This window comes from Candidatus Methylomicrobium oryzae (assembly GCF_016745425.1).
Lineage (GTDB): Bacteria > Pseudomonadota > Gammaproteobacteria > Methylococcales > Methylomonadaceae > Methylomicrobium > Methylomicrobium oryzae.
Genome location: NZ_JAERVK010000010.1, coordinates 100,214 through 124,259, shown reverse-complemented (window position 1 = coordinate 124,259; position 24,046 = coordinate 100,214). Strand labels below are relative to the sequence as shown.

The window sequence follows — 24,046 nt, the reverse complement described above, 5'->3', positions numbered from 1 at the left end:
TAATTATTCTTCTTCGCTTTCGGCTTCAGGAACCATCTTGACGGCTTTCCCGGGCACGATCGTCGAAATGGCGTGCTTGTAAACCATTTGGCTGACTGTGTTTTTCAGCATGATCACGTATTGATCGAACGAGTCGACTTTGCCTTGCAGTTTAATGCCGTTGACGAGAAAAATAGAAACAGGAGTATGCTCCTTTCTCAAGGTATTCAAAAAATTATCCTGCAAATTTTGGCCTTTTGACATCCGATTTCTCCTTATTATGTTTATTCGGGTGATATCTAAGATAACGGTAAATACGAATCTGCACAATGGCTAATTTAAGAACGGTTTCGGCTCCAAATTATTTTCCTAGACATTGCGCTTGTGATGGCGTCTGATTGCTAATAGCTTATCATTTATCGTCAGGCTTTCCTATTGTCTGGGCATATTTTGGCATTTTTCTGCGCTGTAGCGGAGTGAGGGTGAGCAACGCCTAGACGCCGCCAAACCACCTTTATGCGTGCAAGAAGTCCAGCGTCTCAGCCAGAAAACTTTCAGGCTGCTGGACATGCAGCCAATGCCCGGCACCGGCGAGCGTTTTCATTCGGGCCTTCGGAAACAGCGGAAACACAGTCTCGGCTTTAACGAAATCCGACTCGGCACCAGAGATGAACAAGGCATCTTCCGGATAAGGCGCCCGGCTTGCGGCATCAGGGAAAGTCACGATTTGCGGCGCGGAACGGCTGAAGATATCCAGATCGACGCGCCACCGGTAATGGCCGTCACGCAATACCAGGTTTTGCAGTAAAAATTGCCGATAACCGAGCTCAGGAATGGCGGAAGCAAGGTACTCCTCCGCCTGTTTCCGATTACCGATCGCCGCCAACGGCAACATTTTTAACGCCGAAATGGTAGAATCGAAACTGTGCGAATAGCGCGTCGGCGCAATGTCGGCAATGATCAATTTATCGACAGCACCGGGATCGTTCAACGCCAACCACATCGCCACCTTGCCGCCCATACTGTGCCCGAGCAGGCTGGCTTTCGCCAGACCGCGTCGAGCTATAAACGATCGAACATCTTCCATCATCGCCGGATAATCCATAACCGGATGATGGGGCGAAGCGCCGTGGTTACGTAGATCCACCACAAAGACATGATGCGAAGCCGCCAGCCTCTCCGCGATAAACCGCCAGTTGCGCGAGGAAGCGAAAAATCCGTGTAAAACAATCAGCGGCGCGCAATCCGACCGACCAAACTCGCTATAGGCTAATTCGACAACAGCCATCCGCTCCCTACAATGATGGACTCAATCACTGCCCCGTACAGATCATAGGGGCAAGCTCAAAAAATTAAGTAGGACCGCCCATTCGGTCTTGTTCCGGCAAACATGGAATCTCGGCAGCGCGCCGGGACACGCCGATACCCTCATTGATTGTTAATGAAGACGTAGCGGAAATTTTAAAATGGCTTAGTAAACCAAAGAACTTTCCAGACTGCAAGCAAATCTTGCCGCCGCGCGTTGAATTGCGGAAGATAGCCGCTGAAAACGAGATTGAGGTCCGCGGCTTGGGAGGTGAAAGAAATGCTTGCGCCACATCCTTATGACCGCAAGAATATTCAGACAGCGAGGGAGGAAGATCGATAAGTCGGAGATGTTTTCCGCAACGGAAGCCTTCTGCCGATGCACGGCTCCGATCGATTTTTAAGGCTGCAGCCGCTAACGGCAACCGGGACTACAACAAGCCGATAATGCTTTCCGCCGCGCGTTTCACATCCAAAAAGATCAGACCCAATTTCGCATTCGGCTTGGCTAACACGGTTAATACGGCATCCTCGCCCGCATAGCTCATCAACACATAGCCCTTCTCGCCTTTGATCAGCACCTGTTCGAGCGTGCCTCTGGATAACTCATGCGCAGTCCTGTCACCGAGGGACAGCATTGCGGCGCTCATCGCCCCTACTCTATCTTCGTCCATTCCGGCCGGCAGCACTGACGCCATCATCAGCCCGTCCGTCGAGATAATTCCCGATGCCTCAATATCTGCTGAAGTTCCATTCAAATCTGTCAATACAGATGTAAGCATGTCTGCCCGCATATCGCTTCCTCTTTAATGAAAAATTATTATTAAAATTTTAAGAGGCTTTAGCCGCGTAACGAATCGCCAAAGCCCAAATCAAACTCACAAATTCCGGCTGATTAAAATGGGGAATCCCGGAAATGATCAATACAAAACGATTTTTTCCAATGAACAGCGGCCAGAATCCCATTTGGCTATTTCCGAACACATCAACAATAGCCCAGGCCTGGCTTGTCTGCCCTAAATTATTCATCAACACTCCGGAACGGCGCGCGTGAACGTTTGCAATCTCAGCACTCAATGCCGATAACTCTTCAGCCACTTCATGAGGAAATCCATGGCTTGCCAGATAAAACCCTTCCATATCCGCCAGCAGCACCTTACCGTTCTCGGTAATAGCGCTCAACATATCCGGTAAAATTTTGTCGAGTTGCTCCGACGGATAACTCAATTCTTGTTTCAATCCCTGTACCCAGCCCAGCTTTTGACAGTGATGCAGCATTTCCATGCATTTTTCCGGGTCTTCCAAGCCTGTCAATTCCTGCAGATTTTCGATGGTTAAAGCCTTGGTCGCAGGCTGTAACAGCATCTGCCGGATAAACTGGCGCGGCTTGTCAATCTCGTTCGAAGACACCGCATAGTAGGCTCCCGACGGCGTCGGATACAGAAAAAGCTCCTCTGTCAAATGATAGGCGCTCATATTATTCGGACAACCCCGGATCCAGAGAATAGAGAAGGGATTGCACCAACAGCGACACATCGCTTCTAACCCGGGCGTCCACAGCGAAAACCGGGGGTCTCAAACCCGAAGCCTGCAATTGCGTATGATAATCGGCAATCGTCGGTTTACTGCTCAGGTCCATCTGCGTAACTCCGATCGCGACACTGGTTTTCGAAATGAAATCGCCGAAAGCTTCCAGGAAAAACTTCATATCCTTGAACGGGTCGGCGCGGGTATTATCCAGCAACAGCACCAATCCGATGCCTCCATTGATCAGGATATCCCACATGAAATCGAAACGCTCCTGCCCCGGCGTTCCGTATAAATGAATTTTCTCTCCATCGGAGAGGTTCATGATGCCGTAATCCATTGCAACAGTCGTGGCCGCCTTTCTGGATTTGGTCATATCGCTCGCGGACGCATCGGTTTTTACCGGCGGCACATCGCTGATTGAATGGATTGCCGTGGTTTTTCCGGCTCCAACCGGCCCTGTAAAAATAATTTTGTACTGACTCATAGTGATGATCGTGTCGTTCCGCTGTGCTGAGTTAACCGCGCAATTTATTCATGATACGGCTCAATAAGCCCTGCCCCTTAGTCGCTTTTACCTCCGGCGGCTGAATCAGATTATCGGCTTCCCGCTTCGCCTGCCTCATCAGACCCAATGCGCAGGCAGCGCTGGCGAATACAAACACATATTGCGGCTTGATATCGAGCACCTGCGCAACGTTCGGCAATGTCCGGGGGCCCTGCATCAACAACGCTGCAATTCTGAGTGCGTGCGGCGTAATCAACAGACGCGTAAAATTGGGCCAGCATTTGAGATAGACCGGCTGAGTATAATCAATCAGGCGGGGGTAACGGCCTTTTGACGTCCAACAGGCCAGTTTCCATAAAAAGGCATCCATGCTCTGAAACTTGTCCAACGATCCGCCCAATCCCATGGTTTGTGCATTCACCGGACTGATCGACATTTTGGAAGTCGAGTTCTGATTTAACTTGATACCGGCAAATGCCCGCAATTGCGGATCATCGGCGTCGAGCCACACTTCATGCGTATGTGGAAAAATCATGATCGGTTTCCATCCCGACTGCAGTTGCATGATCTGGCCTTTGGCATGGCACACCATAAATGCGGACTGGATATATCCTTGAAAGTAATCCTTCGGATCATACGATGCGTTTGCAAATTGCGCCGGATCATTGACGTCGATGTCGGACAGCGAGCCGATATACCCCTGAAAGCCTTTTTCATCGAAGCGCATCGCCGTCCGGTGCTTCGAGGTTTTTTTGCGCTCATCCCGGTCCAGCACATAGGTCTTGAAAGGCTGCGGCTCAGACTCATCATCTTCTTCCGCCTCAGACGTCGCGAGAACCGCCTGTTTCTCGGCCTTTTTCCTGGCAAAGTCGGCCAACTGAACTTTTGCTTCATTCAACACCGCTAGCATGTCATCGGTTTTTACCGGTTTCCTGACCTGGAGCACGCCCTCATGATTGAAATCCTGCAAAGACAGTACGATCGTCGGCTTTTCCCTCGCCGCTCTCAAATGTTCAGATAATAATTTTTTTGAAGCGGGCATGTCCCCGTCGAAAATATCGACATCAGGGTCGTCATCATCAATTACAATCACCGTCCCCCTGCATGGGCCCTGCAAAAACATCATCATGATTTTACGGCTGCGTTCATCCATTCCATGGAGCGCAACTGTTAATGGTTTTTTATCCGACATTGATCAGACCTTTAAAAAATCGCCCAATTGCCCCCATTCAGGCGGCAGATTGGCCCCGAGACGGACAAGCGCTTGATGAGTCCGCTTAAAACCTGCTCGATCTCGGGTCGAGCGGTAGAGCGTCAAGAGCTCATTGTGTAATTCAAAGCGGTCCGGGTGATCCAGAATGGCTTGTTCAAGCACCCGGACCGCTTCGTCCAACTGGCTGAACTCGACATAATCTCTTGCCAATTGCAAAGGATCATGCATCGTTTCGCGCGGCTCTTCGACCATCTGCACCAGCATGACGCTCGACTGCAATCCCTTGCTGAACAGTGAAAAACGGGCATGCGGTAACGATTCGAGCGCATTCTCTTCCTTTTTCAAGAAATCTCTCAGCATCTGAAACTGACCGGCGGTCAGCCGCGATCTAGATCCGAATATCATGCGCAGACTCAGCCTGCGTCCCGACTGGTTGAGAACAATCAGCAAATCGATCAGCGCCGCATACAATTGTTCATTCAAATGATGACCGAAACAGTAATGAATACGCTCCACATGCGCCCGTAAAGACCTGGGCATTCGTGAAACCCGAAAAGCCAGGCGTTCGAGCCGCTTTTCTACCGACAAAGCAGGCCATTCGCAGAATCCGGCAGTGGATTCATCATAAACAAATTTTAGCGCCGGAGATTCGTCAAAATCGCCATTGTTAGCAGTAATCAAGACAGACCTCATCACATGGACAACTTAGTTACCACAAGAATAGTCACTTATTACTGATTTACAAATGGGCTATCGGCAAAACAGATAAGCGATATCAATGTTGTGACGAGCAGCGCAGAAATTAAACTCCGTTTTGCCATGTCGCGGTTTTGCTTACAAAGCCAAAGCCGACAGCCCTCCGGACGAACTTTCGTATCACTCTTCCCGTACCGGAGCGGGTTCGAAACGGAAAGTGAGTTCGATATACCGATTTAGCCGGCGCTTTCGTGCACCAGATTCACGATCCGGTAGTTGCCCTGTTTTTCGGCCCCCAGCGCGTCGGCTAACCACGGCAGTTCCCGCTGCATTTCGGCTACCAATGTCCAGGGGGGATTGATCACGACCATGCCGCTGGCGGTCATTCCGCGCCCCTTGCTGTCGGGAGCGATGCCCAGCTCAAACAGCGCGACATTTCCGATACCGCTGTCTTGCAGTTGCCGTTCCAGGCGACGGATCCGCTGGCGTTCGACAACCGGATACCACAGCGCATAAATCCCGGTTGCAAACCGCTTGTGCATTTTTTTCAGGCTTTCGATCACTAAACGGTAATCGTCGGAGAGCTCATAGGAAGGATCGATCAAAACCAGACCGCGACGCTCCTTCGGCGGCAACAACCCGAGGGAATCGACCAGGCCGTCTGCATGAAAGGTCTTGATGCGCCGGTCTTTCTCAAAGAGCCTATGCAGAAACTTGAATTCGGTAGAATGCAAATCGTAGAGACACAGCCTGTCGTCCTTACGCATCAGCGTGGCGGCAATACAGGGAGAGCCTGGGTAATGCGCCAGCTCCGTCCCCTGATTGCACTGCCTGACCAGTTCGAGATAACGCTGGATGCCTGGCAGCGTATCGTCTCGTTGCCACACCCTGGCGATGCCGGATTCGAACTCGCGGTTTTTTAATGCAAATTCGCTGTTCAACGCATACATCCCCGCGCCCGCGTGCGTATCGATGTAACAGAAAGGTTTATCTTTCTTTTTCAGATGCTCAAGGATATGCACCAGCACCAAGTGTTTCAGCACATCGGCAAAATTGCCGGCATGGAAGGCATGACGATAACTCAGCACGAGTTTATAGCACCTTGTCGTAGATCGTCATCCCGATTTCGAATGCGATCAGCCAGATGATGATCCACTCCAACCGTGAAGAATGACGATGGTTTTGTTCATCGGCCAACATCTCGAACAATTCGTGGATCGTTTCGAGTTTTTTCGACAGCACGTCGGTGCGAGGCGCGATTTCGAGATATTTAGCCGCGATTGCGTAATAGTCTTCGTATTCCGGATACTCCCAGAAAAACTCCGGAATATCGAGGAGATCGTAGTTGACGATGATGTCGCTTTTGGTCAGAAACAACTGGCCGCGGATTTTGGCAATCTCGCGACGGCTGATGTTGATCCTGCCTTTGTCGGCCAGGGACTTCGGAATATAACTGGTATTTTCGATGGTCCTAAGCGCTTGGGTTTCGAAGGATGCCAACTTGATCGACTGCGCCATCCCCTGTGACAACGCAAACATCAGGATCGGATCGGAGGACTCGAGCTCGATATGATCCTCGATAATTCGCGTGACTGAGCAGTCATAGGTAAACGTGAAGTGATCCTCCTCAATTGACGCCAAAGGCTGCTCGGCATTGGCCAACAGCACGCGATGGATCACCGCCTGGCGCTCCGGGCTGACGTTCCAGTGCACCGCCGCGCCGTAACCCAGAATAACCGAATAAGTATCGTTTTCCTCGACCAGCAGCGCGCCTTTGATCAACCGGATAAGACTTGATTCCGAGAGCGCTCTCGCCAAGGCGTCGACATTGAAACGGTGCGCCAGGCAATAAGCGACGCACCGCTTGACAGGGGGATTAGCTGACATCGAAGAAGCTTTTCATTGGTAAACGGAAGCTGGGAACATGGGCCAAAAACCGGAAAATCACCGAAGCGTGCGCGAAACGGCACTCCAGACGCACGACACTATCATTCGATGATCAGCAGCCAGCCCTTTTCTTCTTCGCAATGGGGCGACTTGGCGGAAGCCTTAATATCGATCCGGGCGGCGGTCTTAGTCAAATGAGCCGGCAACTTGCCCTTGACAAGAAAATAGGGCTCCTTATATTCCGCAGTCAGCTCCACCGGCTCTTTTTTGACGGTAGCGGATAACTGGCTGGGGTTATCTATATTAAAGGCATAAAAAGAAAAAGCAGCGCCCGGCGCCACTTTCGCCAGATGCGGCGGATTAAAACGTTCCAACCTGGCTTTCTGGCATTGACTCGCACTGCCCCCACCTCCGCCGGACATCCCGGCGCCGTGCCCGCTATGGTGTTCAGCGGCTTGAATCGCCGGAATATAACAAAACGAAACTGCAATTAATCCTAATAAATTAAATGATTTCATAAGGTTTCTCTTTATTGTAGTTATAATGCTGAAGGTCCACCGAAATCGCCCTTCACCCGAACCCGGAAACTCCCTCCGGTAGTTCTACCGTAACGGATATCTCTCCGCAATCATTATAATCACAATCCGCCTTTCGGCTGCTACAACTTATTAAAACACTAGGAAATACGCTCCATTTACGTCATTCAGTCTTCATCACTTGTATCATCGCCATAGAATGCCCGGCGCAGACCGATAAAGCGGCATCATTCTCAGGTAAATACGGCTTCATACTGAATACCGCCCGCCTCTTTGCCGACCGGCACCAGAAAGATGTCCATGCTTCCCAGTTGCGACTGCTGAATCCGATAAATGCGCTGCACCAGCACCGGCTGGCCGGGCCCTTGAAACAATAAGGAATAAGCCTCGCGGCCACCGTTCAAACGCCGCCCGAATCCGGACACCGAAACCAGATTCATATCGACGGCATTCCGATGGTCGACTTGAACCTGAAAATCTTTATTCAGATAGGCTTCCCAGTTTTCTTTTGTCAAAGTTTCAAGCACAGCGGATCATACCCTTTTGTTAACGTTAATTATAGTTGAACCGGCAATGGGTTTTCCGAATTGCCGGCCAGAGCCGACAAGTTTTTGGCCATGAAAATAAAATGAACCGAATTGCCGGCTCAATATAACCAACTTCATGCCCACAAGTTATTTTCCCTTTATTAGCCGCAACCGCACTCCATCAAAAAATACACACCATGCTCGCCGATTTCTACAAAGCCCAAACGCCGATATAAGGAGATGGCCGGATTGAAGCGCTCGACATGAATCCGGACCGGCTTTCGAACTGCAGCGGCCTCACTTAACACGCTTTTTAAAATGGCCGTACCGATGCCCGCATTTCTAAATTCCGGTAAAAGCGCAAGATCGACAATGCGAATTTCCTCCGGCCAGCGAGCAATGTAGAGGCGGCCGGCCATCCGGTTATCGAACAGGATGACGGAAAAATCGGTATTGGCGTAGTTTTCATGGTAATAGCGGTGCTGGGCAGAAAACTGCATCTCCAGGAACTGGGCTTTCCGGCTTTCGTCCCAATCCACGAGAGCCAGTTCCTCCGTACGCGTCGAAGCATAAACGGCATAAAGAAAGTCGTGATCGGACGCGCCGCATGGTCGTAAACTGAAGCTTGTCATGCGTTTAACTTAAAGCAGCAGGTTAAATTCAGCCCGGCAATAATTGCCCGGAAAGTCCGTTCCCATCGACTGCAGGAAAAGCGAAGCCTTTCCGGCAGTGGTATGGTGAATCCGGCAGATCCCGTTAGGCGGGACTTGACCTTCATCCACCCGGAACACCAGATAAAACTGGTCGTTTTCAGAAGACAGAAAAATAATCTTGGCCTCTACTAATTGCGCACGCGCGCGGTATTCAGTTTGTAATTCCGGGTGGGTAATCGTAAAGTTTTCCCCGACCAGAGCAGCGAAAACTCCATAGCTCAACTTGCCATTCAAGCTTCTGCGAGGCATTGTCGGTTTCCGAAGCCGAATGGCGCCAATACCGCCGGAGGCATATCCTGCAACGATTCCGCCAAGAATCATACGCAAAAAAGACCTTCTACGGATATCCTTTTTCAACGTAAAACATCCCTTACTTCAATAGATTAAAAATCACCCGATAATAGCGGCCTTTGGCGTCTTCCCCGACGGGCTCCAGAAGAGAGAAAATCGATCGGACGGCGCCTGCTCGAAAGTATAGACAGACTTATCCAGAGGGGTATCGGCAGGCCCTTGAAAACGTACCGAAGCTCCTAAGACTACCTTCTATAGTATACAGGGATTTATGATTCCAAATTGGAGTGATTCTTAAAAGCGGGCAAAACAATAAATTTCCGATCGTCGGCCCGGCATAGCCCAGATCCGGCTTCAAATCGCCCACCTTCTACCGGAAAATTATTTTTTGCCTAAAATCCTTAAGTACGCGGCGGAAATACGCCCTGCAGGGCAATACAGAAGTTCAAGGTCAGATACGGCATCATGTTATTGTGGGGCTGATCGCCTCCCACCGGGGGAAGCGCTTCCGCAGCTGCGTTTGCGTTCGGCGTGGCCTGGTACAGGGTTCCTCCGCTCGAGAGGGCAAAGCTGGCAGTCGAGCTGGCCACATTAGTATCCGCCAAATCGAGCGTGTTGGCTCGAAGCTGATGCGAATGCGCCGGAATTTCCGACTCGAGAAGTGAAACCGTCTCCGAGCCGCCTGTTTCACCGAGGTCATGCAATGACAAGCCCGGTCCTTGTCCTGGATGCATAGGGGCGCGGCCCTGTAGATCCGGTAAGGCGAAATTGGATTTGCCGTTACCGCCGTAGGTTGTACCCAACAAAGAAAACAGCGCCGTATTCTGGGATAGGGGCATCAATTGTCCATCGCAAAAAGCCCAGCCGGTAGGCGCAAAGTTGAACGGAAAAATTCTGATTTCAGCAACAAATGGATCGGCCATTTTCGGCTCCTAAGTCTGCGACGGGAAAATCCCGAATAAAGAAATGATAAAATCGACACACAAATAAGGTTGAAAATTGGTGTGCGGCTGGCTTCCTCCGACAGTTGTAATCGCGTTCGCGCTCATATTTCCGTTCGGTGCGTCATTGATATACGGCGTAACATTGAAGGAATTGGCAGGCAGAGCCCCTGAAGGGCTGATCTGGTCCCCGGCTACGCCCGCCGCCAAAAGCGGATGGGTATGTGCCGGAATCTGCTGTACTGTCAGGGTGATTTCCTCCGCTCCGCCTGTCTCCGCCAGAATAAAGCCATTTCCCTGATGCAGAGGAAGCCGGCCGCGCAGATCCGGCAACGCGAACGTAGATTCGCCGTCGCCGCCGTAAGTCGTCCCGATCAGAGTGAAAAGCGTTTCGTTCTCCGAAATAGGCAGCAACTGCCCTTCGCAGAACATCCAGCCGGCCGGGGCGAAATTGCCCGCAAATATGCGGATTTCACCGACATAAGGTTGTGCCATAGATCTCTCCTAGGTTTGGGAAGGGAAAATACCCTGAAGCGCGATGGAAAAATTGAGCGTCAAGAACGGCTGCATGTTCAAATGCGCCTGACTGCCACCCGTATTCGTTACCGAACCCGGCTCCAAGGCCGTCAGATTGCCGGCTGCGTGATAGGCATTGTTGGCGCCGCCGAGCACCCTCCCTGACGGGTTTACATTACCGCCGGAAGCCGCTGTGGAAACCGCAAGCGGATGCGTATGGGTCGGCATTTCGGCAAGGGTCAGCGTATGGGCTTGTTCGCCGGCCCTTTCGCCAAGCGTATGGCCGCTGCCCATATGAATCGGCACCCGCCCCCTGAGATCGGGAAGTGCAAAGTTTACCCGCCCGTCTCCCCCGTAAGTTGTGCCCAACAATGAAAACAGCGCCTGGTTCTGGTTGATCGGCAAGAGCTGGCCATTGCACAGAGCCCAGCCTTTGGGGGCAAACCCAAAGCTCATCAAGCGGATTTCACTTAAAAACGGTTCGGCCATGATTTCTCCTCTCTGGTTAAATTGAATAAGGGTTAAGGTAAAGGACACGCCCCGCCGGATCCAGGCGTATTAAAGAAGCCGTCCGACCCTGTCGACGCTTGGTTCGACGCAATCGCCGACGGCGCTCCATCACCGCCGTTGCGCGCGATAATATAGTTCTGAACCGCCGTGTTGTCGTTTGCGCTACCCGTATATCCACGCAGCAGAACCGTAGTGTCTTGGCGTTGCCGCAACCGGATATCCTCGCCGCCAGCCGCGGAATCGTTCGGCGCGCCCGAGTTCGATAGCGAGTTCTGAAGCGCACCGCTGCCGCCGGCGTCGAGGCATATCTCGTAAGTATCGCCCGAAACCGTGCCGGCATTGAGATGAATGCCGTTCTTGGCAATCGCAGCCGCAGAGGAGTTGGTCCCTGGATTGGCGATCGTATTACCCGTAATCGTGGAATTCAGCTCGCCGGAAAGCGCCGTAGCGCCGCCGCCGGTCAATAATTCGATGCCGAAATTATTGTACTGGCGGATCTGATTGTTGGTGACGGCCACGGTTACAGCGCCCAGTCCGGCATTCTGTACTTTTAATCCCGAACCCTCGAGCGAACCGGAATTCGCTACTCCCGCCACGCCGATCTGGTTACTGTTGAAAGTCGCTTTGAACGTTCCCGGATCGGTGGATTTGACGAACAGGATCGCATGCCCGAGCGCATCGCGGAAGGTATTGTTGCTGATGTTCGAGGTCAAATTGGCACCGGCTCCGGTATTGTCCCCGCCGGAAATTGTCACCCCGCCGCCGCCTGTCGCGATGGCCGAATGGTTATTCGACAAGGTGTTACCCGTGAAAACCAGATCGGCGGTACTGTTGCCGATCACGTTGAGCTGGAACAAATCGCCACGAGCGGAAGTAAAGGTACTGTTCTGCACCGTCACATTCAGCACAGTACCGGCGCCTTGCGATTCGATACCGATACCGTCATTGCCGTCGGTCGTACTGTTGGCACCGATCGTGGTGCTGGTGAACGTCAGGCGGTCCAACGTCCCGCTGGTGTTTACGACTTTGAAGTTATCTTCGAAACCTCCGCTGATATTACTATTCGAAATCGTCGCCGAACCGGTCAATCCGGTAAAACGCACACTGCCTTCGTCCGCGGCAGCATCATTGCCGTTAACGCCGTTGATTACCGAATTATCTAGCATAAAGTCCACGACCGATGAACCGCGAATCGCGAAATCTGAGAAACCGTTCAGCTGCATTCGGGTCAGGGAAATATTGCGAGTATTGGTTAAACTGATGCCAGTGCTCCCATTCTGAATCGTTCCGCCGCTGCCCGCCGAACCGGTGCCGGAGACGGTCAGACCGCCGTTCGAGCCGGTATTGTTCAATGCAATGCCGTTCGCAGCGCCGTTCGAGCTAATGCTCTGGAACGTCAATCCCGAGCCGCCGATCGTCGAATTGCTGACATTCAGCGCGATACCGGTCGTCGAGGCGAGCGTATTGCCGCTACCGGTCACGTTAATCGCTGTAGCGCCATTGATCGCATTGAAACCTGCGCCGCTGGTCGTCGTGACTGTAAGGCCGCCGCTGAAGTTGATCGTCGCCGAATCGTTGTTATCCAGGGTCACGGCAGCACTCGCTCCGGTTGTCAGTGTCTTGCTCGCGCCGCTGAATGCGATCGTTCCGTTCGTCGTGTTGTCCTTTACATTGATCCCGGTGCTGCTGCCTGTGCCGCTCAGATTGCCTGACAAGGTCACGCCGCCAGCGCTTTTATTAACAATATTGACCAAGCGCGCCGCCGCGGTATTGGTCACGGTGCCGCCATAAGTGATCGAACCGGCACCGCCGTCGAGGTTGAACGCCGTTCCGCTCGCCCCGGACAACGCACCCGAGCCGAAATTGCTGGTTCCTGCAATGCCGGTCAGATTGATATTGTTGGCTCCCCCGGTCGAGGTGAGACCGGCGAACGTGGCGTTGAGCGTTCCGCTGGCCAGATTCAGCGCACGACCATTGGTATTGATCGCGGCGTCCAAAACTGTCACCGTACCGAAGCTGGTAGCACCGGTGTTCATGTTGATGCCGGTGCCAGCGGCGGTAACATTGCCGATCGTGAAGCCGCGGAGAGTATTGCTCCCCCCCTGGCTGATACGGATCGCATCCGAAGCGCTGGTAATGCTGACAGTCGTGCCGTTGCCGCTGTTCGATACAGGCAAAGCGGCGCTGTTCGGAGCCAGCGTAATGCCGGCCATCGTCGCCAGGTCGGAGGTCGCATCCTGCCCGAGCAATTTTTGGTTATTCAGCAGCGTCACCGGCCCGGTGTAGGACGAAGCACTCTCGTACAGGAAAATATTATCGCCGGCTGCCGGATGGTTGCCGGTGCCGTCGTTGACGGCCTGGAACGCCGCCAGCGTGTTGAACGGATTGCTCAACCGCCCGTCGCCTCCGGCAGCGGCCGTGTTATCGATGAACCAGACCATGCCGCTAACGGTAAAGTTGACCGTCGCCGATGTACAAGCGCTGGCAGGTAAACCCACGCCGCTGTCGCAGACTTGATAGGTAAAGCTGTCCGCCCCTTCGTAGCCGGCCGGCGGATTATAAGTGAAAGCGCCCGTGCCGGTATCTACTGAAACGCTGCCGCCTTGAGCCGAAGTGAAAGAAGCGCTGTTGATTGTGAACGGCGATGCGCCGGCGCCGTCCGCCGGATCGCTGACGGTCGTGAGCAAGCCGGGCGCCGCCACCGAAACCGATACGTTGCCGGTCGCGGTATAGGGCCCAGGCGCCTCCACCTGTGGCGGATCGTTGACTGCGTTTACCGTGATCGTGAAATTTGCCGTATCGGAGGTATCGTCGCCGCCGTTCGCCGTGCCGCCGTCATCATGGACGTGCAAGGAAATGTGCGCAACCCCATTCTGATCCGCAGCCGGAGTGAAGGTTAAAGTACCGTTGGACGCTACCGCAGGCGCGGTCGAAAAGAGCGACGGATTATCGTTGCTGTCGATCACGAAATCGACCGTCTGTCCCGTCTCGCCCGGACCGGGCGAGATGGAAGCGGCCCACCCGTTTACCGTCACCAAACCGGCGTCTTCGTTGACGGTTTGATCGCTCCCTTTGACGAATGAAGGCGCATCGTTTACCGAATTAACAGTGATCGTAAAGGTCTGCGCCGCCGAAGTATCGGCTCCGCCGTTCGCCGTGCCGCCATTATCCTGCACGACCACCTTAAAGGTCGAAGTGCCGCTGGCGTTTCCTGCCGGCGTATAGGTCAGGGTGCCGTCCGCCGCCACCGCCGGAGGCGTACTGAACAATGCCGAGTTGGAGACATCGCTTACGGTGTAACTCACCACGGATTGACCGGACTCGTCGGTACCCGCGTTAAATGTCGCCCAATTGTTGACTGTCTGCAGCCCCGCATCTTCCGATACAGTCGGCGGATTAACGGCGGTCAGGCTTGGCGCGTCGTTGACGCTGGTCACTGTCAAGGTCCTGGTTATCGTATTGCTGTCGATCGATCCGTCATTTGCCTTGAAATCGATCGTGCGCGCGGTCGAATCGGGGTTTTGCGACCCGTTGTCGTAAGTCACGCTCCGCAGCACCTGTTGATAGTGGGCCACCGTATCGGTTCCTGTCAACGTCAAAGTCGGAGCGCTATAGGAAGCGGTGATGGAAGTTCCCGTCGTGTCTACCGCGAGCGTCTCGTTGCCGCTATCCAGGAGGTTACCGATCGTGACGGTAGCCGATTCCAAATCGGTGTCGTTGGTGTCCGTCACGGTAAGACCGCTGTCCACCACCACGGCGCCGCCGTCTTCCGTAAAGGACGGGCTCGCTCCGCTCGCCGTCAGCTCAGGCGGGGTATTGGGAGAAACGGTAATGGTAGCGTCGGCTGCAGCACTCGTCGCGCCGTCGCCGTCCGTCAGCACGAAATGCGCCGTGCGATTGTTGAGATCCGGCGATAAGGCGTTGCTGTTGCGGTAGGTAATGTTGCGCAGCAGTGCGCTCACCGCAGCGGCGTCGGCGTCGGCATCGAAAGTGACAACGAGCTCGACGCCTCCGGTGCCACCGCTAAAAGTGCCGATGACTACGCCGCCATATTTGACGTTTGCGCCGTCGAGGCCAATCTGGCCGGCGGCATCGCCTTGATTGCGAATGCCGAGTTCATCTTCCCCGGCAACACCGTCGACCAAAGAAAGGGTAAGCGTGCCGGTATCGAAATCAGCCGAATCGGCATCGGAAGCATCGGCGTTGTCGCCTTGGTCGATTACGCGTGCCGGTTCGTTTTGAGAATAGGCCAACGTATCGCTTGCAAGATCAGTGATCACCGGCGCATCGTTGACCGAATTGATGGTAATCGTTACTGTTGCGGTGTCGCAGAGCGGCTCACTGTCGCAGAGTTCGTAGACGAAACTATCCGTGGTGGTTTCACTGCCGTCGTGCGTATAACTGAAGCTGCCATCGGCATTGAGTGTAAATGCCGAAGCATGAGTCGGCCCCGATACCGGCGTCGTGGTCACAAAAAGCAGATCGCCCGCATCCGGATCAGTGTCATTGGCGGTAACCCGGGTTGCGAGCGATGGCGTCGTCAACGCCGTCACCGTACTGCCTTCATCGACGGTTGCGGTATCATCCACACCGGTCGGCTGTTCGTTGACATTGGTCAAATTGACCGTAATTGTGGCGCTGCCGCTCTGATTCGGACTGCCGTTATCGGTCGCCTCCACAGTCAACAGAAAACTCGGCGTCGTCTCGAAATCCAGCGCGCTGCCGTCCGCAACGGTGATTTGCCCGGAACTCGGATCAATCGCAAAAGCGCCGCCCGTGTTACCGGCAGTGATTGCATAAGTCAGCGTCTGTGCTGGAAGATCGACGTCGGACGCAGCAACTGTCCCGACGATGCTGCTGTTCAAACTGTTTTCGCTTAGGCTAAAGGTATCCGGAGTGACCACCGGCACATCGTTGACCGCGGTGACCGTCACCGTCAGGTTGAAGCTGCCGGAATTGTCGGTCCCGTCATTGACCACCACCGGCACGGTCAAGGTGCCGGTAAAGTTGGCATCGGGGGTGATCGTGTTGCCGGTATGGGTGTAATGGGTACCGTCACCCACCGTCAGCGTGAAGTCGGCCGGATAGGTATTGTCCGGGTCGGTCACGGTCAGGTCGGCCAGCACGATCTCGCGGTTGCCGTCTTCCGCCAGGCTCACCGCAGTCTGGCCGCTGATCACCGGCACATCGTTGACCGCGGTGACCGTCACCGTCAGGTTGAAGCTGCCGGAATTGTCGGTCCCGTCATTGACCACCACCGGCACGGTCAAGGTGCCGGTAAAGTTGGCATCGGGGGTGATCGTGTTGCCGGTATGGGTGTAATGGGTACCGTCACCCACCGTCAGCGTGAAGTCGGCCGGATAGGTATTGTCCGGGTCGGTCACGGTCAGGTCGGCCAGCACGATCTCGCGGTTGCCGTCTTCCGCCAGGCTCACCGCAGTCTGGCCGCTGATCACCGGCACATCGTTGACCGGCGAGACATTGATCGTGCTAATGGCGCTTACGCTGGTTGCCAGCCCATCGTTGGCCATCCAGATCACCGTACGCAGCGCGGCATTCGGCTTATCCGAGGTATTCTGATACTTAACATCACGCAGAGCGGCTTGGTAATTCGCCAGCGTTGCGGTTCCGGTCAATGTCAATAAGCCCGTGCCCGCATCATAGCTGCCGGTAATGCCGTTTTGGTTGACGAACGTCAGCACATCCTGACCGCTTTGGAAGTTGCTGCCGATCGAAACGGTCGCGCCAGTCAGATTCGTGCTGTCTTGATCGGTAACGGTTAGGGTCGGCGCGATTGCGGTTGCCGGACCGTTTTCGCTGTAGTTCAAAGTACCGCCCGCCGTTACGCTCGGACGGTCATTCACGTCGGTCACCGTCACCGTCAGCACTTTTTCCACCGCCAGACCGTCGCTGTCGGTGCTGCTCACCCGCAGGCTGTAGCTGGCCTTGGCTTCGAAGTCGAACACCGCCGCGGTCTTCAGCTGGTCGCCGTCGATCGTAAAGGCGCCGTTATCGGTATCGCCCGCCCCGGCCACCAGAGTATAAGTATGGGTATCGCCGCTGTCCGGGTCGATGCTGGTGAATGTGCCGATCGCCGTGCCCGCCGGTTGGTTTTCGTCCACCTCGGCCGCCGACAGGGTCAGGGCGGTGGGTGCCTCGGGCGCATTGCCGACGGTCACCGTCAGCACTTTCTCGAAGCCCAGGCCGCCGCTGTCGGTGCTGCGCACCCGCAGGCTGTAGCTGGCCTTGGCTTCGAAGTCGAACACCGCCGCGGTCTTCAGCTGGTCGCCGTCGATCGTAAAGGCGCCGTTATCGGTATCGCCCGCCCCGGCCACCAGAGTATAAGTATGGGTATCGCCGCTGTCCGGGTCGGTGCTGGTGAATGTGCCGATCGCCGTGCCCACCGGTTGGTTTTCGACAATGTTTGTCGAACTCAAGACAAGATCGGCCGGTACATCGTTGACCGGCATGATCGTGATCGTGCTGGTGGCGCCGGCGCTGTTCGCCGTCCCGTCGTCGACCGTCCAGGTCACCGTGCGCGCCGTGGTGTTCGGAGCCTCTGAGGCATTCCGATAGGCTACGCTGCGCAATGCCGCCTGATATTGCGCCAGCGTGGCGCTGCCGCTCAGCGTCAAAATGCCGGTGTCCGCGTCATAACTGCCGCTGATGCCATTTTGATCGGCGAACTCCAACTGATCCTGACCGCTTTGGAAGTTGCTGCCGAGCGAAACGGTCGCGCCAGCCAGATTCGTGCTGTCTTGATCGGTAACGGTCACAGACGCATCGATCGCTGTCGCCGGATCGTTCTCGGTATAATTCAGGGTACCACCCGCGGTCATCGCCGGACCGTCATTCACATCGGTCACCGTCACGGTCAAAGTCTTTTCGAACGGCCGGCCACCGCTATCGGTGCTGCGCACCCGCAGGCTGTAGCTGGCCTTGGCTTCGAAGTCGAACACCGCCGCGGTCTTCAGCTGGTCGCCGTCGATCGTAAAGGCGCCGTTATCGGTATCGCCCGTCCCGGCCACCAAGGTATAAGTATAGGTGTCGCCGCTGTCCGGGTCGGTGCTGGCCAAGCCGCCGACCAGTGTGCCTGCCGGTTGATTTTCATCCACGCCGGATGCGCTCAAGGCAAAGTCGAGCGATAATACAATCTGGAAGTCTTGTAGTTTTCCCGGAGTCAATCCGGCGTTTCCCCCCCTAAAAATCACTTCCGGATTTTCGCAAGACTCGACCGGTAACGACAGGATCGGCATAGCCAAATCGCACCGCAGAATGTCGCCATTCCGACCGCTCACGTCATTAACGTTAAATTTACCCCAAGTTGAGAAATACAGGAATTCGCCATAGATATCGACCCCGACGATATGCTCTTTCGCCAGATCCAAACCCGCCTTGCGGCCGTCGAACAGCAATTCGAAATAGCCGCTTGTATCAGGTCCGGTATTGCCAATAAATCGGACGAGATCCTGCTTACGAGCCGAAAAAAGCTGCCCTGGCGCCGTAAGTAATTTATTTATTCCGTTGAGACTGAAAACAAGATTCCCGTCCGGATCTAACGTCAAGGCGTCGATATTCCGTTTCAACCCTACATCGGAACCGTCAAAGAATAATTCAAAGGAGCCTTTTGTTTCGCTATCCCCAGGCGATGAATCCGAGTCCCAGTTGAACTTCAGAATATCCGAACCGCGAACTCTGATTTTCTCTCCACCAATATTCAACTTTACGGCTTTCGAAAGCGATAACAGGAGATAATCGTCCCCGACATAAAAACCGTTGATTCGCTCATTGGCCAATCCCACATCCGATCCGTCGAACAAAACCGACCATTCGTTTTTGGAGGTATCGAACTGCAGAATATCTTCGTTTTTGAATTCGAGATTGCCGACCTTCCCGTCGGTTTTGGTGGCAATATAGAATTTATCGGCCATTAATGGCGAAACACTCAGCAAGGCAACCAGACCGGAGAGAAGGCGTGTCCGTATTTTGGCAACTCTTTTATCGTTCGATTTGAGGAAATTCGGCATTACGCTGGCCCGATCAAGAGGTCTGATATAAAGTAGCGAGATGTCCAGCGGAAGAAATCGACTTTCGGTAAAATCCAATAAGGCATAGTAGAACTAACAGCCTTAATCGGTTTTTACCTCAAAAAAAGATGATTATATTCAGCAGAATTAGCAAGAGAATCAATGCAAGCCGCTCATATTACAACCTGCCCCCATCTATTTCACCTCTGGCACTAACTCTAACAGTAGAATATAAGGGCGGAACATTGTCAAGCTTCTTTATAGGCCTCAACCTCTACGGTTAGGGCATGATTTGGAATTGCACAGAATTTCTCGATTTTAATCGGGGCGATTGCCCTTGAAATTCCGTGCTGTTCCCCGGTTTGAATTTGGCCCCTCTTTGATCGTATAGTATGTGGCTGACCAGTCACACGGAATTTCTTGATGGACACCATTAGCATCCGCGGCGCCCGTACCCATAATCTGAAAAATATCGACCTCGACCTGCCCCGTGATCAGTTGATCGTTATTACCGGTCTATCCGGCTCCGGCAAGTCGTCGCTGGCGTTCGATACGATCTATGCGGAAGGGCAGCGCCGGTATGTCGAATCATTGTCCGCCTATGCCCGGCAGTTTCTCGCGATCATGGAAAAGCCGGACGTGGACCACATCGAAGGGCTGTCGCCGGCGATCTCGATCGAACAAAAATCGACCTCGCACAATCCGCGCTCGACGGTCGGCACGATCACCGAAATATACGATTATCTGCGTCTGCTTTACGCGCGCGCCGGTACGCCGCGCTGTCCTGAACATCAGGTTTCGCTCGAAGCGCAGACGATCAGCCAGATGGTCGATCAGGTACTGGCGCAGCCGCCGGAGCAGCGCTGGATGCTGCTCGCGCCGGTAATCAGCGAACGCAAAGGCGAGCACAGCCAGTTGCTCGAAGACCTCCGCGCGCAAGGCTTCATCCGCGCACGGATCGACGGGACCGTGTACGAACTGGAAGAGGCGCCGGCACTCGACCTGAAAAAGAAACACACGATCGAGGTGATCGTCGACCGCTTCAAGGTTCGCGAAGACATCGCGCTGAGGCTGGCCGAATCGTTCGAGACCGCCCTGCGCATCGCCGACGGCATGGCGATTGCGGCCTGCCTCGACGACGGAACCGAACTGCTGTTCTCGGAACGCTATGCCTGCCCGCATTGCGGCTACAGCCTGACCGAACTCGAACCGCGCATCTTTTCGTTCAATAATCCGAAAGGCGCCTGCACCAGCTGCGACGGGCTCGGCGTCCGCGAATATTTCGACCCCGAACTGGTCGTACACAACCCCGACATCAGCCTGGCCGGCGGCGCAATCCGCGGCTGGGACCGGCGTAACGCCTACTACTACCAGATCATTCTCGGGCTTGCGAAACATTACGGCTTCGACCCGGAAATGCCGTTTTCAGAGTTGCCGAAAGAGATCCAGGCAGTCATCCTGTACGGCAGCGGCAACGACGAAATCGAGTTCAAATTGGCCGGCGATTTCGGCTTTTCGAAAAAGAAGCGCCACCGTTTCGAAGGGATCATCGCAATTATGGAGCGGCGCTACCATGAAACCGATTCGCTGATGGTGCGCGAGGAACTGGCCAAATACCTCTCGCAGAAGCCCTGCAGCGTCTGCGACGGGGCGCGGCTGAACCTGTCGGCGCGCAATGTCTTCGTCGAGGACCTGCCCATCCACCATCTAACGCGTTTTCCGATCCGTAAGGCGCTGGCGTTCTTTCAGACGCTGAACCTGCCGGGCAAGCGCGGCGAGGTCGCGGCCAAGATCATCAAGGAGATTCAGGAACGCCTGGAATTCCTGGTCAACGTCGGCCTCGACTATTTGACGCTCGACCGCAGCGCCGATACGCTGTCCGGCGGCGAAGCCCAGCGGATCCGGCTCGCGAGCCAGATCGGCGCGGGCCTGGTCGGGGTGATGTACGTGCTCGACGAGCCTTCGATCGGCCTGCACCAGAGGGACAATCAACGCCTGTTGAATACGCTGTTCCGGCTGCGCGATCTCGGCAATACGGTGATCGTCGTCGAACATGACGAAGACGCGATCCGTTCGGCGCAGCATATCGTCGACATCGGCCCCGGCGCGGGCATTCACGGCGGCCAGATCATCGCCCAAGGCACGCTGGAAGACATCCTGGCCAGCGAAGCCTCGCTGACCGGCCAATACCTGGCCGGCAAGACCGGCATCCATGTGCCGAAGAAAACCACGCCGAACGACAAGGACAGGCAAATCGTGATCCGCAACGCCCGCGGCAACAATCTGAAAAACGTCGACATCGCGTTTCCGATCGGGCTTCTGACCTGTGTGACCGGCGTATCCGGCTCCGGCAAATCGACGCTGATCAACGATACCTTATATTGTCACGCTGCACGGCTGATCAACCGCGCCGGCGCCCTGCCCGCGCCTTGCGACGGAATCGACGGCCTGGAGCATTTCGACAAGGTCGTGGACATCGACCAGAGTCCGATCGGGCGCACGCCGCGCTCGAACCCGGCCACATACACCGGCCTGTTCACGCCGATTCGGGACCTGTTCGCCGGCACGCCGGAAGCCCGCTCGCGCGGCTACACGCCCGGCCGCTTCAGCTTCAATGTAAAAGGGGGACGCTGCGAAGCCTGCAAGGGCGACGGCGTGATCAAGGTCGAAATGCACTTCCTGCCCGACATTTTCGTGAACTGCGAAATTTGCCACGGCAAGCGCTACAACCGCGAAACCCTGGAAATCCGCTTCAAAGGCAAGACGATCCATGAAGTGCTGGAAATGACGGTCGAAGACGCTGCCGAATTTTTCAGCGCGATCCCTTCGGTCGCGCGCAAGCTGCAGACCCTGACCGAAGTCGGCCTGAGCTACATCACGCTCGGCCAGAACGCGACCACGCTGTCCGGCGGCGAGGCCCAACGGGTCAAGCTGGCCAAGGAACTGTCCAAGCGCGACACCGGCAAAACCTTGTACATTCTCGACGAACCGACGACCGGCCTGCACTTCCACGACATCAAGCAACTCCTGTCGGTGCTGCACACGTTGCGCGATCACGGCAACACGGTAATCGTGATCGAACACAATCTCGACGTAATCAAAACCGCGGACTGGATCGTCGACATGGGACCCGAAGGCGGCGACGGCGGCGGCACATTGGTCGCCGAAGGCACCCCGCGGGACATTGCCGCCAATTCCGCTTCATTCACAGGCCATTACCTCCAACGTTTTTTCGAATGATCGCGGACAATAACCGGCAAGGGCCCGGCAAACTCCCGGCTCGATGAACTTCCGGAATCAACAATCAACTTTATTAATTCATCCTGCCAACGGAGAAAAAACAATGTCGCTGCAAATATTCCGGACTAAACGGGTCGAGGCCGAACAAGAATCGGATTACGGATTGAAACGCTGCCTGAGCAAGTGGGACCTTTCCTTTCTCGGCATCGGCGCCATCATCGGGACGGGGATTTTCGTGCTGACCGGCATTGCAGCCGCCACGCAATCCGGTCCCGCGGTCGTCCTGTCTTTTGTCATTGCCGGTTTTGCCTGCACGTTTGCGGCGCTGTCTTACGCAGAGCTCGCTGCCGCGGTCGGCGGCTGCGGCAGCGCCTACGGCTATAGTTACGCTGCGTTCGGTGAGTTGATCGCCTGGATCATCGGCTGGGATCTGCTGCTGGAATACGGCATTTCGGTGGCCGCCGTCGCGAACGGCTGGGCGGGTTATTTCAATAATGCCCTGACCGCTATCGGCCTTACGTTGCCGGAGTCCCTGACCAAGGCGCCCAAATTGGGCGGCCTGATCAATCTGCCGGCCTTTATGATCATCCTGGTCCTGATGATTCTGTTGATCATCGGCGTCAAGCAGAGCGCAAAGGCCAATAATGCGATGGTCTTCGTCAAGCTGATCACGATCGTAGTCTTTATTTCGGTCGCAGTGTTTAATGTCAACCCCGACAATTGGCATCCTTTCATGCCTTTCGGCTGGTTCGAAACGCTGCCGGACGGAAAAACCACCGGCGTACTGGCCGGCGCATCGATCGTCTTTTTTGCTTATGTCGGTTTCGACGCGGTCTCGACCGCAGCCGAAGAAGCCCGGAACCCGCAACGCGATCTGCCGTTCGGCATCGTTTCGTCGCTGGCATTCTGCACGATCGTTTATATCCTGGTCGCGGGGCTTTTGACCGGCGTCGTGCCCTATACCGATCTGAACGTTTCTTCTCCGGTCGCCCACGCGCTCGAATTAATCGGGGTTAATTGGGCATCGGCGCTGATCTCGACCGGTGTCATCGCCGGATTGACTACCGTCATGCTGGTTCTGTATTACGGACTGACGCGGATCATTTTTGCGATGTCCCGCGACGGCCTGCTCTCGCCTTTTTTCTGCACCGTCAATCCGGCCACCCAAACCCCGGTTCGAGTAATCGTGATTTGCGGAGTGATCATGGCTTTGATTGCCGGCTTCATGCCGCTCGGCGACCTGGCCGAACTCGTCAATATCGGCACATTGGCCGCGTTCGTGATCGTCTGTTTCGGGGTAATCGTGATGCGCATTACCCAGCCTGATATGAAGCGCCCTTTCCGCACGCCTTTCAGCCCGCTGTTTCCGGTGCTGGGCATGATTTCGTGCTCCGCCCTGATGGCGTTCCTGCCGGCACTGACCTGGCTGCGGTTTTTCGTCTGGCTGGTGCTTGGCTTGATCATTTATTTCAGTTACTCCAAGTATCACAGCAAGATTGGACGGCTTGCCTAAATCAAGCGACGCTCATTCAAGTTAACCGCATACCTCGATGGAACCGTAAAACCGAAACGGAGCAAGTAAAAATCCTCCGATTCTTCGGTTTCCATCGAGGCCGTATTTTAAGAATCT

19 protein-coding genes are annotated in these 24,046 nt (G+C 54.8%); 2 read left to right on the top strand and 17 right to left on the bottom strand.

Translation table 11 applies throughout. The annotated features are described in order from the left end of the window. Window positions 1-3: 3 nt before the first annotated feature. The 17 genes from hfq to JJL52_RS12495 form a co-directional block, all read right to left on the bottom strand. Window positions 4-243, bottom strand: a complete 240-nt coding sequence (gene hfq / locus JJL52_RS12575) for an RNA chaperone Hfq (RefSeq protein WP_202052776.1) — start codon at window positions 241-243, stop codon at window positions 4-6. A gap of 250 nt (window positions 244-493) precedes the next feature. Continuing rightward, on the bottom strand, window positions 494-1,267 hold the full coding sequence (locus tag JJL52_RS12570) for an alpha/beta fold hydrolase (RefSeq protein ID WP_202052774.1): 774 nt from the start codon (window positions 1,265-1,267) through the stop codon (window positions 494-496). Between the two features lie 448 nt (window positions 1,268-1,715). Next, window positions 1,716-2,078 (bottom strand): roadblock/LC7 domain-containing protein, encoded by a 363-nt coding sequence (locus JJL52_RS12565; protein ID WP_202052772.1) that lies wholly within the window; start codon window positions 2,076-2,078, stop codon window positions 1,716-1,718. 37 nt (window positions 2,079-2,115) lie between these two features. Further along, entirely contained in the window at window positions 2,116-2,760 is a 645-nt protein-coding gene (locus JJL52_RS12560; protein WP_202052770.1) for a hypothetical protein, read from the bottom strand. Window position 2,761: 1 nt separating this feature from the next. Further along, window positions 2,762-3,298 (bottom strand): GTP-binding protein, encoded by a 537-nt coding sequence (locus JJL52_RS12555; RefSeq protein ID WP_202052768.1) that lies wholly within the window; start codon window positions 3,296-3,298, stop codon window positions 2,762-2,764. 31 nt (window positions 3,299-3,329) lie between these two features. Then, window positions 3,330-4,511 (bottom strand): hypothetical protein, encoded by a 1,182-nt coding sequence (locus JJL52_RS12550; protein ID WP_202052767.1) that lies wholly within the window; start codon window positions 4,509-4,511, stop codon window positions 3,330-3,332. Between the two features lie 3 nt (window positions 4,512-4,514). Then, window positions 4,515-5,072, bottom strand: a complete 558-nt coding sequence (locus JJL52_RS12545; RefSeq protein WP_202052765.1) for a type IV pilus assembly protein FimV — start codon at window positions 5,070-5,072, stop codon at window positions 4,515-4,517. Between the two features lie 392 nt (window positions 5,073-5,464). After that, a complete protein-coding gene (locus JJL52_RS12540) occupies window positions 5,465-6,316 on the bottom strand; it encodes a 23S rRNA (adenine(2030)-N(6))-methyltransferase RlmJ (RefSeq protein WP_202052763.1) in 852 nt (283 codons plus the stop codon). Between the two features lie 4 nt (window positions 6,317-6,320). Next, the gene (locus tag JJL52_RS12535; protein ID WP_202052762.1) at window positions 6,321-7,115 is read right to left on the bottom strand and encodes an RMD1 family protein; all 795 of its coding nucleotides are present in this window, start codon (window positions 7,113-7,115) and stop codon (window positions 6,321-6,323) included. A 101-nt stretch (window positions 7,116-7,216) separates the two neighbouring features. Next, the gene (locus JJL52_RS12530) at window positions 7,217-7,633 is read right to left on the bottom strand and encodes a hypothetical protein (protein WP_202052761.1); all 417 of its coding nucleotides are present in this window, start codon (window positions 7,631-7,633) and stop codon (window positions 7,217-7,219) included. A gap of 251 nt (window positions 7,634-7,884) precedes the next feature. After that, a complete protein-coding gene (locus tag JJL52_RS12525) occupies window positions 7,885-8,166 on the bottom strand; it encodes a DUF6916 family protein (protein ID WP_202052760.1) in 282 nt (93 codons plus the stop codon). A gap of 173 nt (window positions 8,167-8,339) precedes the next feature. Then, on the bottom strand, window positions 8,340-8,810 hold the full coding sequence (locus JJL52_RS12520; RefSeq protein ID WP_202052759.1) for a GNAT family N-acetyltransferase: 471 nt from the start codon (window positions 8,808-8,810) through the stop codon (window positions 8,340-8,342). Window positions 8,811-8,819: 9 nt separating this feature from the next. Next, complete coding sequence (locus JJL52_RS12515) at window positions 8,820-9,248, bottom strand: DUF6916 family protein (RefSeq protein ID WP_202052758.1); 429 nt, start codon at window positions 9,246-9,248, stop codon at window positions 8,820-8,822. Between the two features lie 335 nt (window positions 9,249-9,583). After that, window positions 9,584-10,105 carry a phage tail protein gene (locus tag JJL52_RS12510; RefSeq protein ID WP_202052757.1) on the bottom strand — a complete coding sequence of 174 codons (522 nt, stop codon included), beginning with the start codon at window positions 10,103-10,105 and terminating at the stop codon, window positions 9,584-9,586. A 9-nt stretch (window positions 10,106-10,114) separates the two neighbouring features. Beyond that, entirely contained in the window at window positions 10,115-10,618 is a 504-nt protein-coding gene (locus tag JJL52_RS12505; RefSeq protein WP_202052756.1) for a phage tail protein, read from the bottom strand. A gap of 9 nt (window positions 10,619-10,627) precedes the next feature. Beyond that, on the bottom strand, window positions 10,628-11,128 hold the full coding sequence (locus JJL52_RS12500; RefSeq protein ID WP_202052755.1) for a phage tail protein: 501 nt from the start codon (window positions 11,126-11,128) through the stop codon (window positions 10,628-10,630). Window positions 11,129-11,160: 32 nt separating this feature from the next. Beyond that, complete coding sequence (locus JJL52_RS12495; protein ID WP_202052754.1) at window positions 11,161-19,176, bottom strand: cadherin domain-containing protein; 8,016 nt, start codon at window positions 19,174-19,176, stop codon at window positions 11,161-11,163. A gap of 423 nt (window positions 19,177-19,599) precedes the next feature. Between JJL52_RS12495 and uvrA the strand changes: the two genes are divergently transcribed. Further along, window positions 19,600-22,416, top strand: a complete 2,817-nt coding sequence (gene uvrA, locus JJL52_RS12490; RefSeq protein WP_202052753.1) for an excinuclease ABC subunit UvrA — start codon at window positions 19,600-19,602, stop codon at window positions 22,414-22,416. A gap of 103 nt (window positions 22,417-22,519) precedes the next feature. After that, window positions 22,520-23,929, top strand: coding sequence for an amino acid permease (locus JJL52_RS12485; protein WP_202052752.1), 1,410 nt, complete (start codon window positions 22,520-22,522; stop codon window positions 23,927-23,929). The last annotated feature ends 117 nt before the right edge of the window (window positions 23,930-24,046 follow it).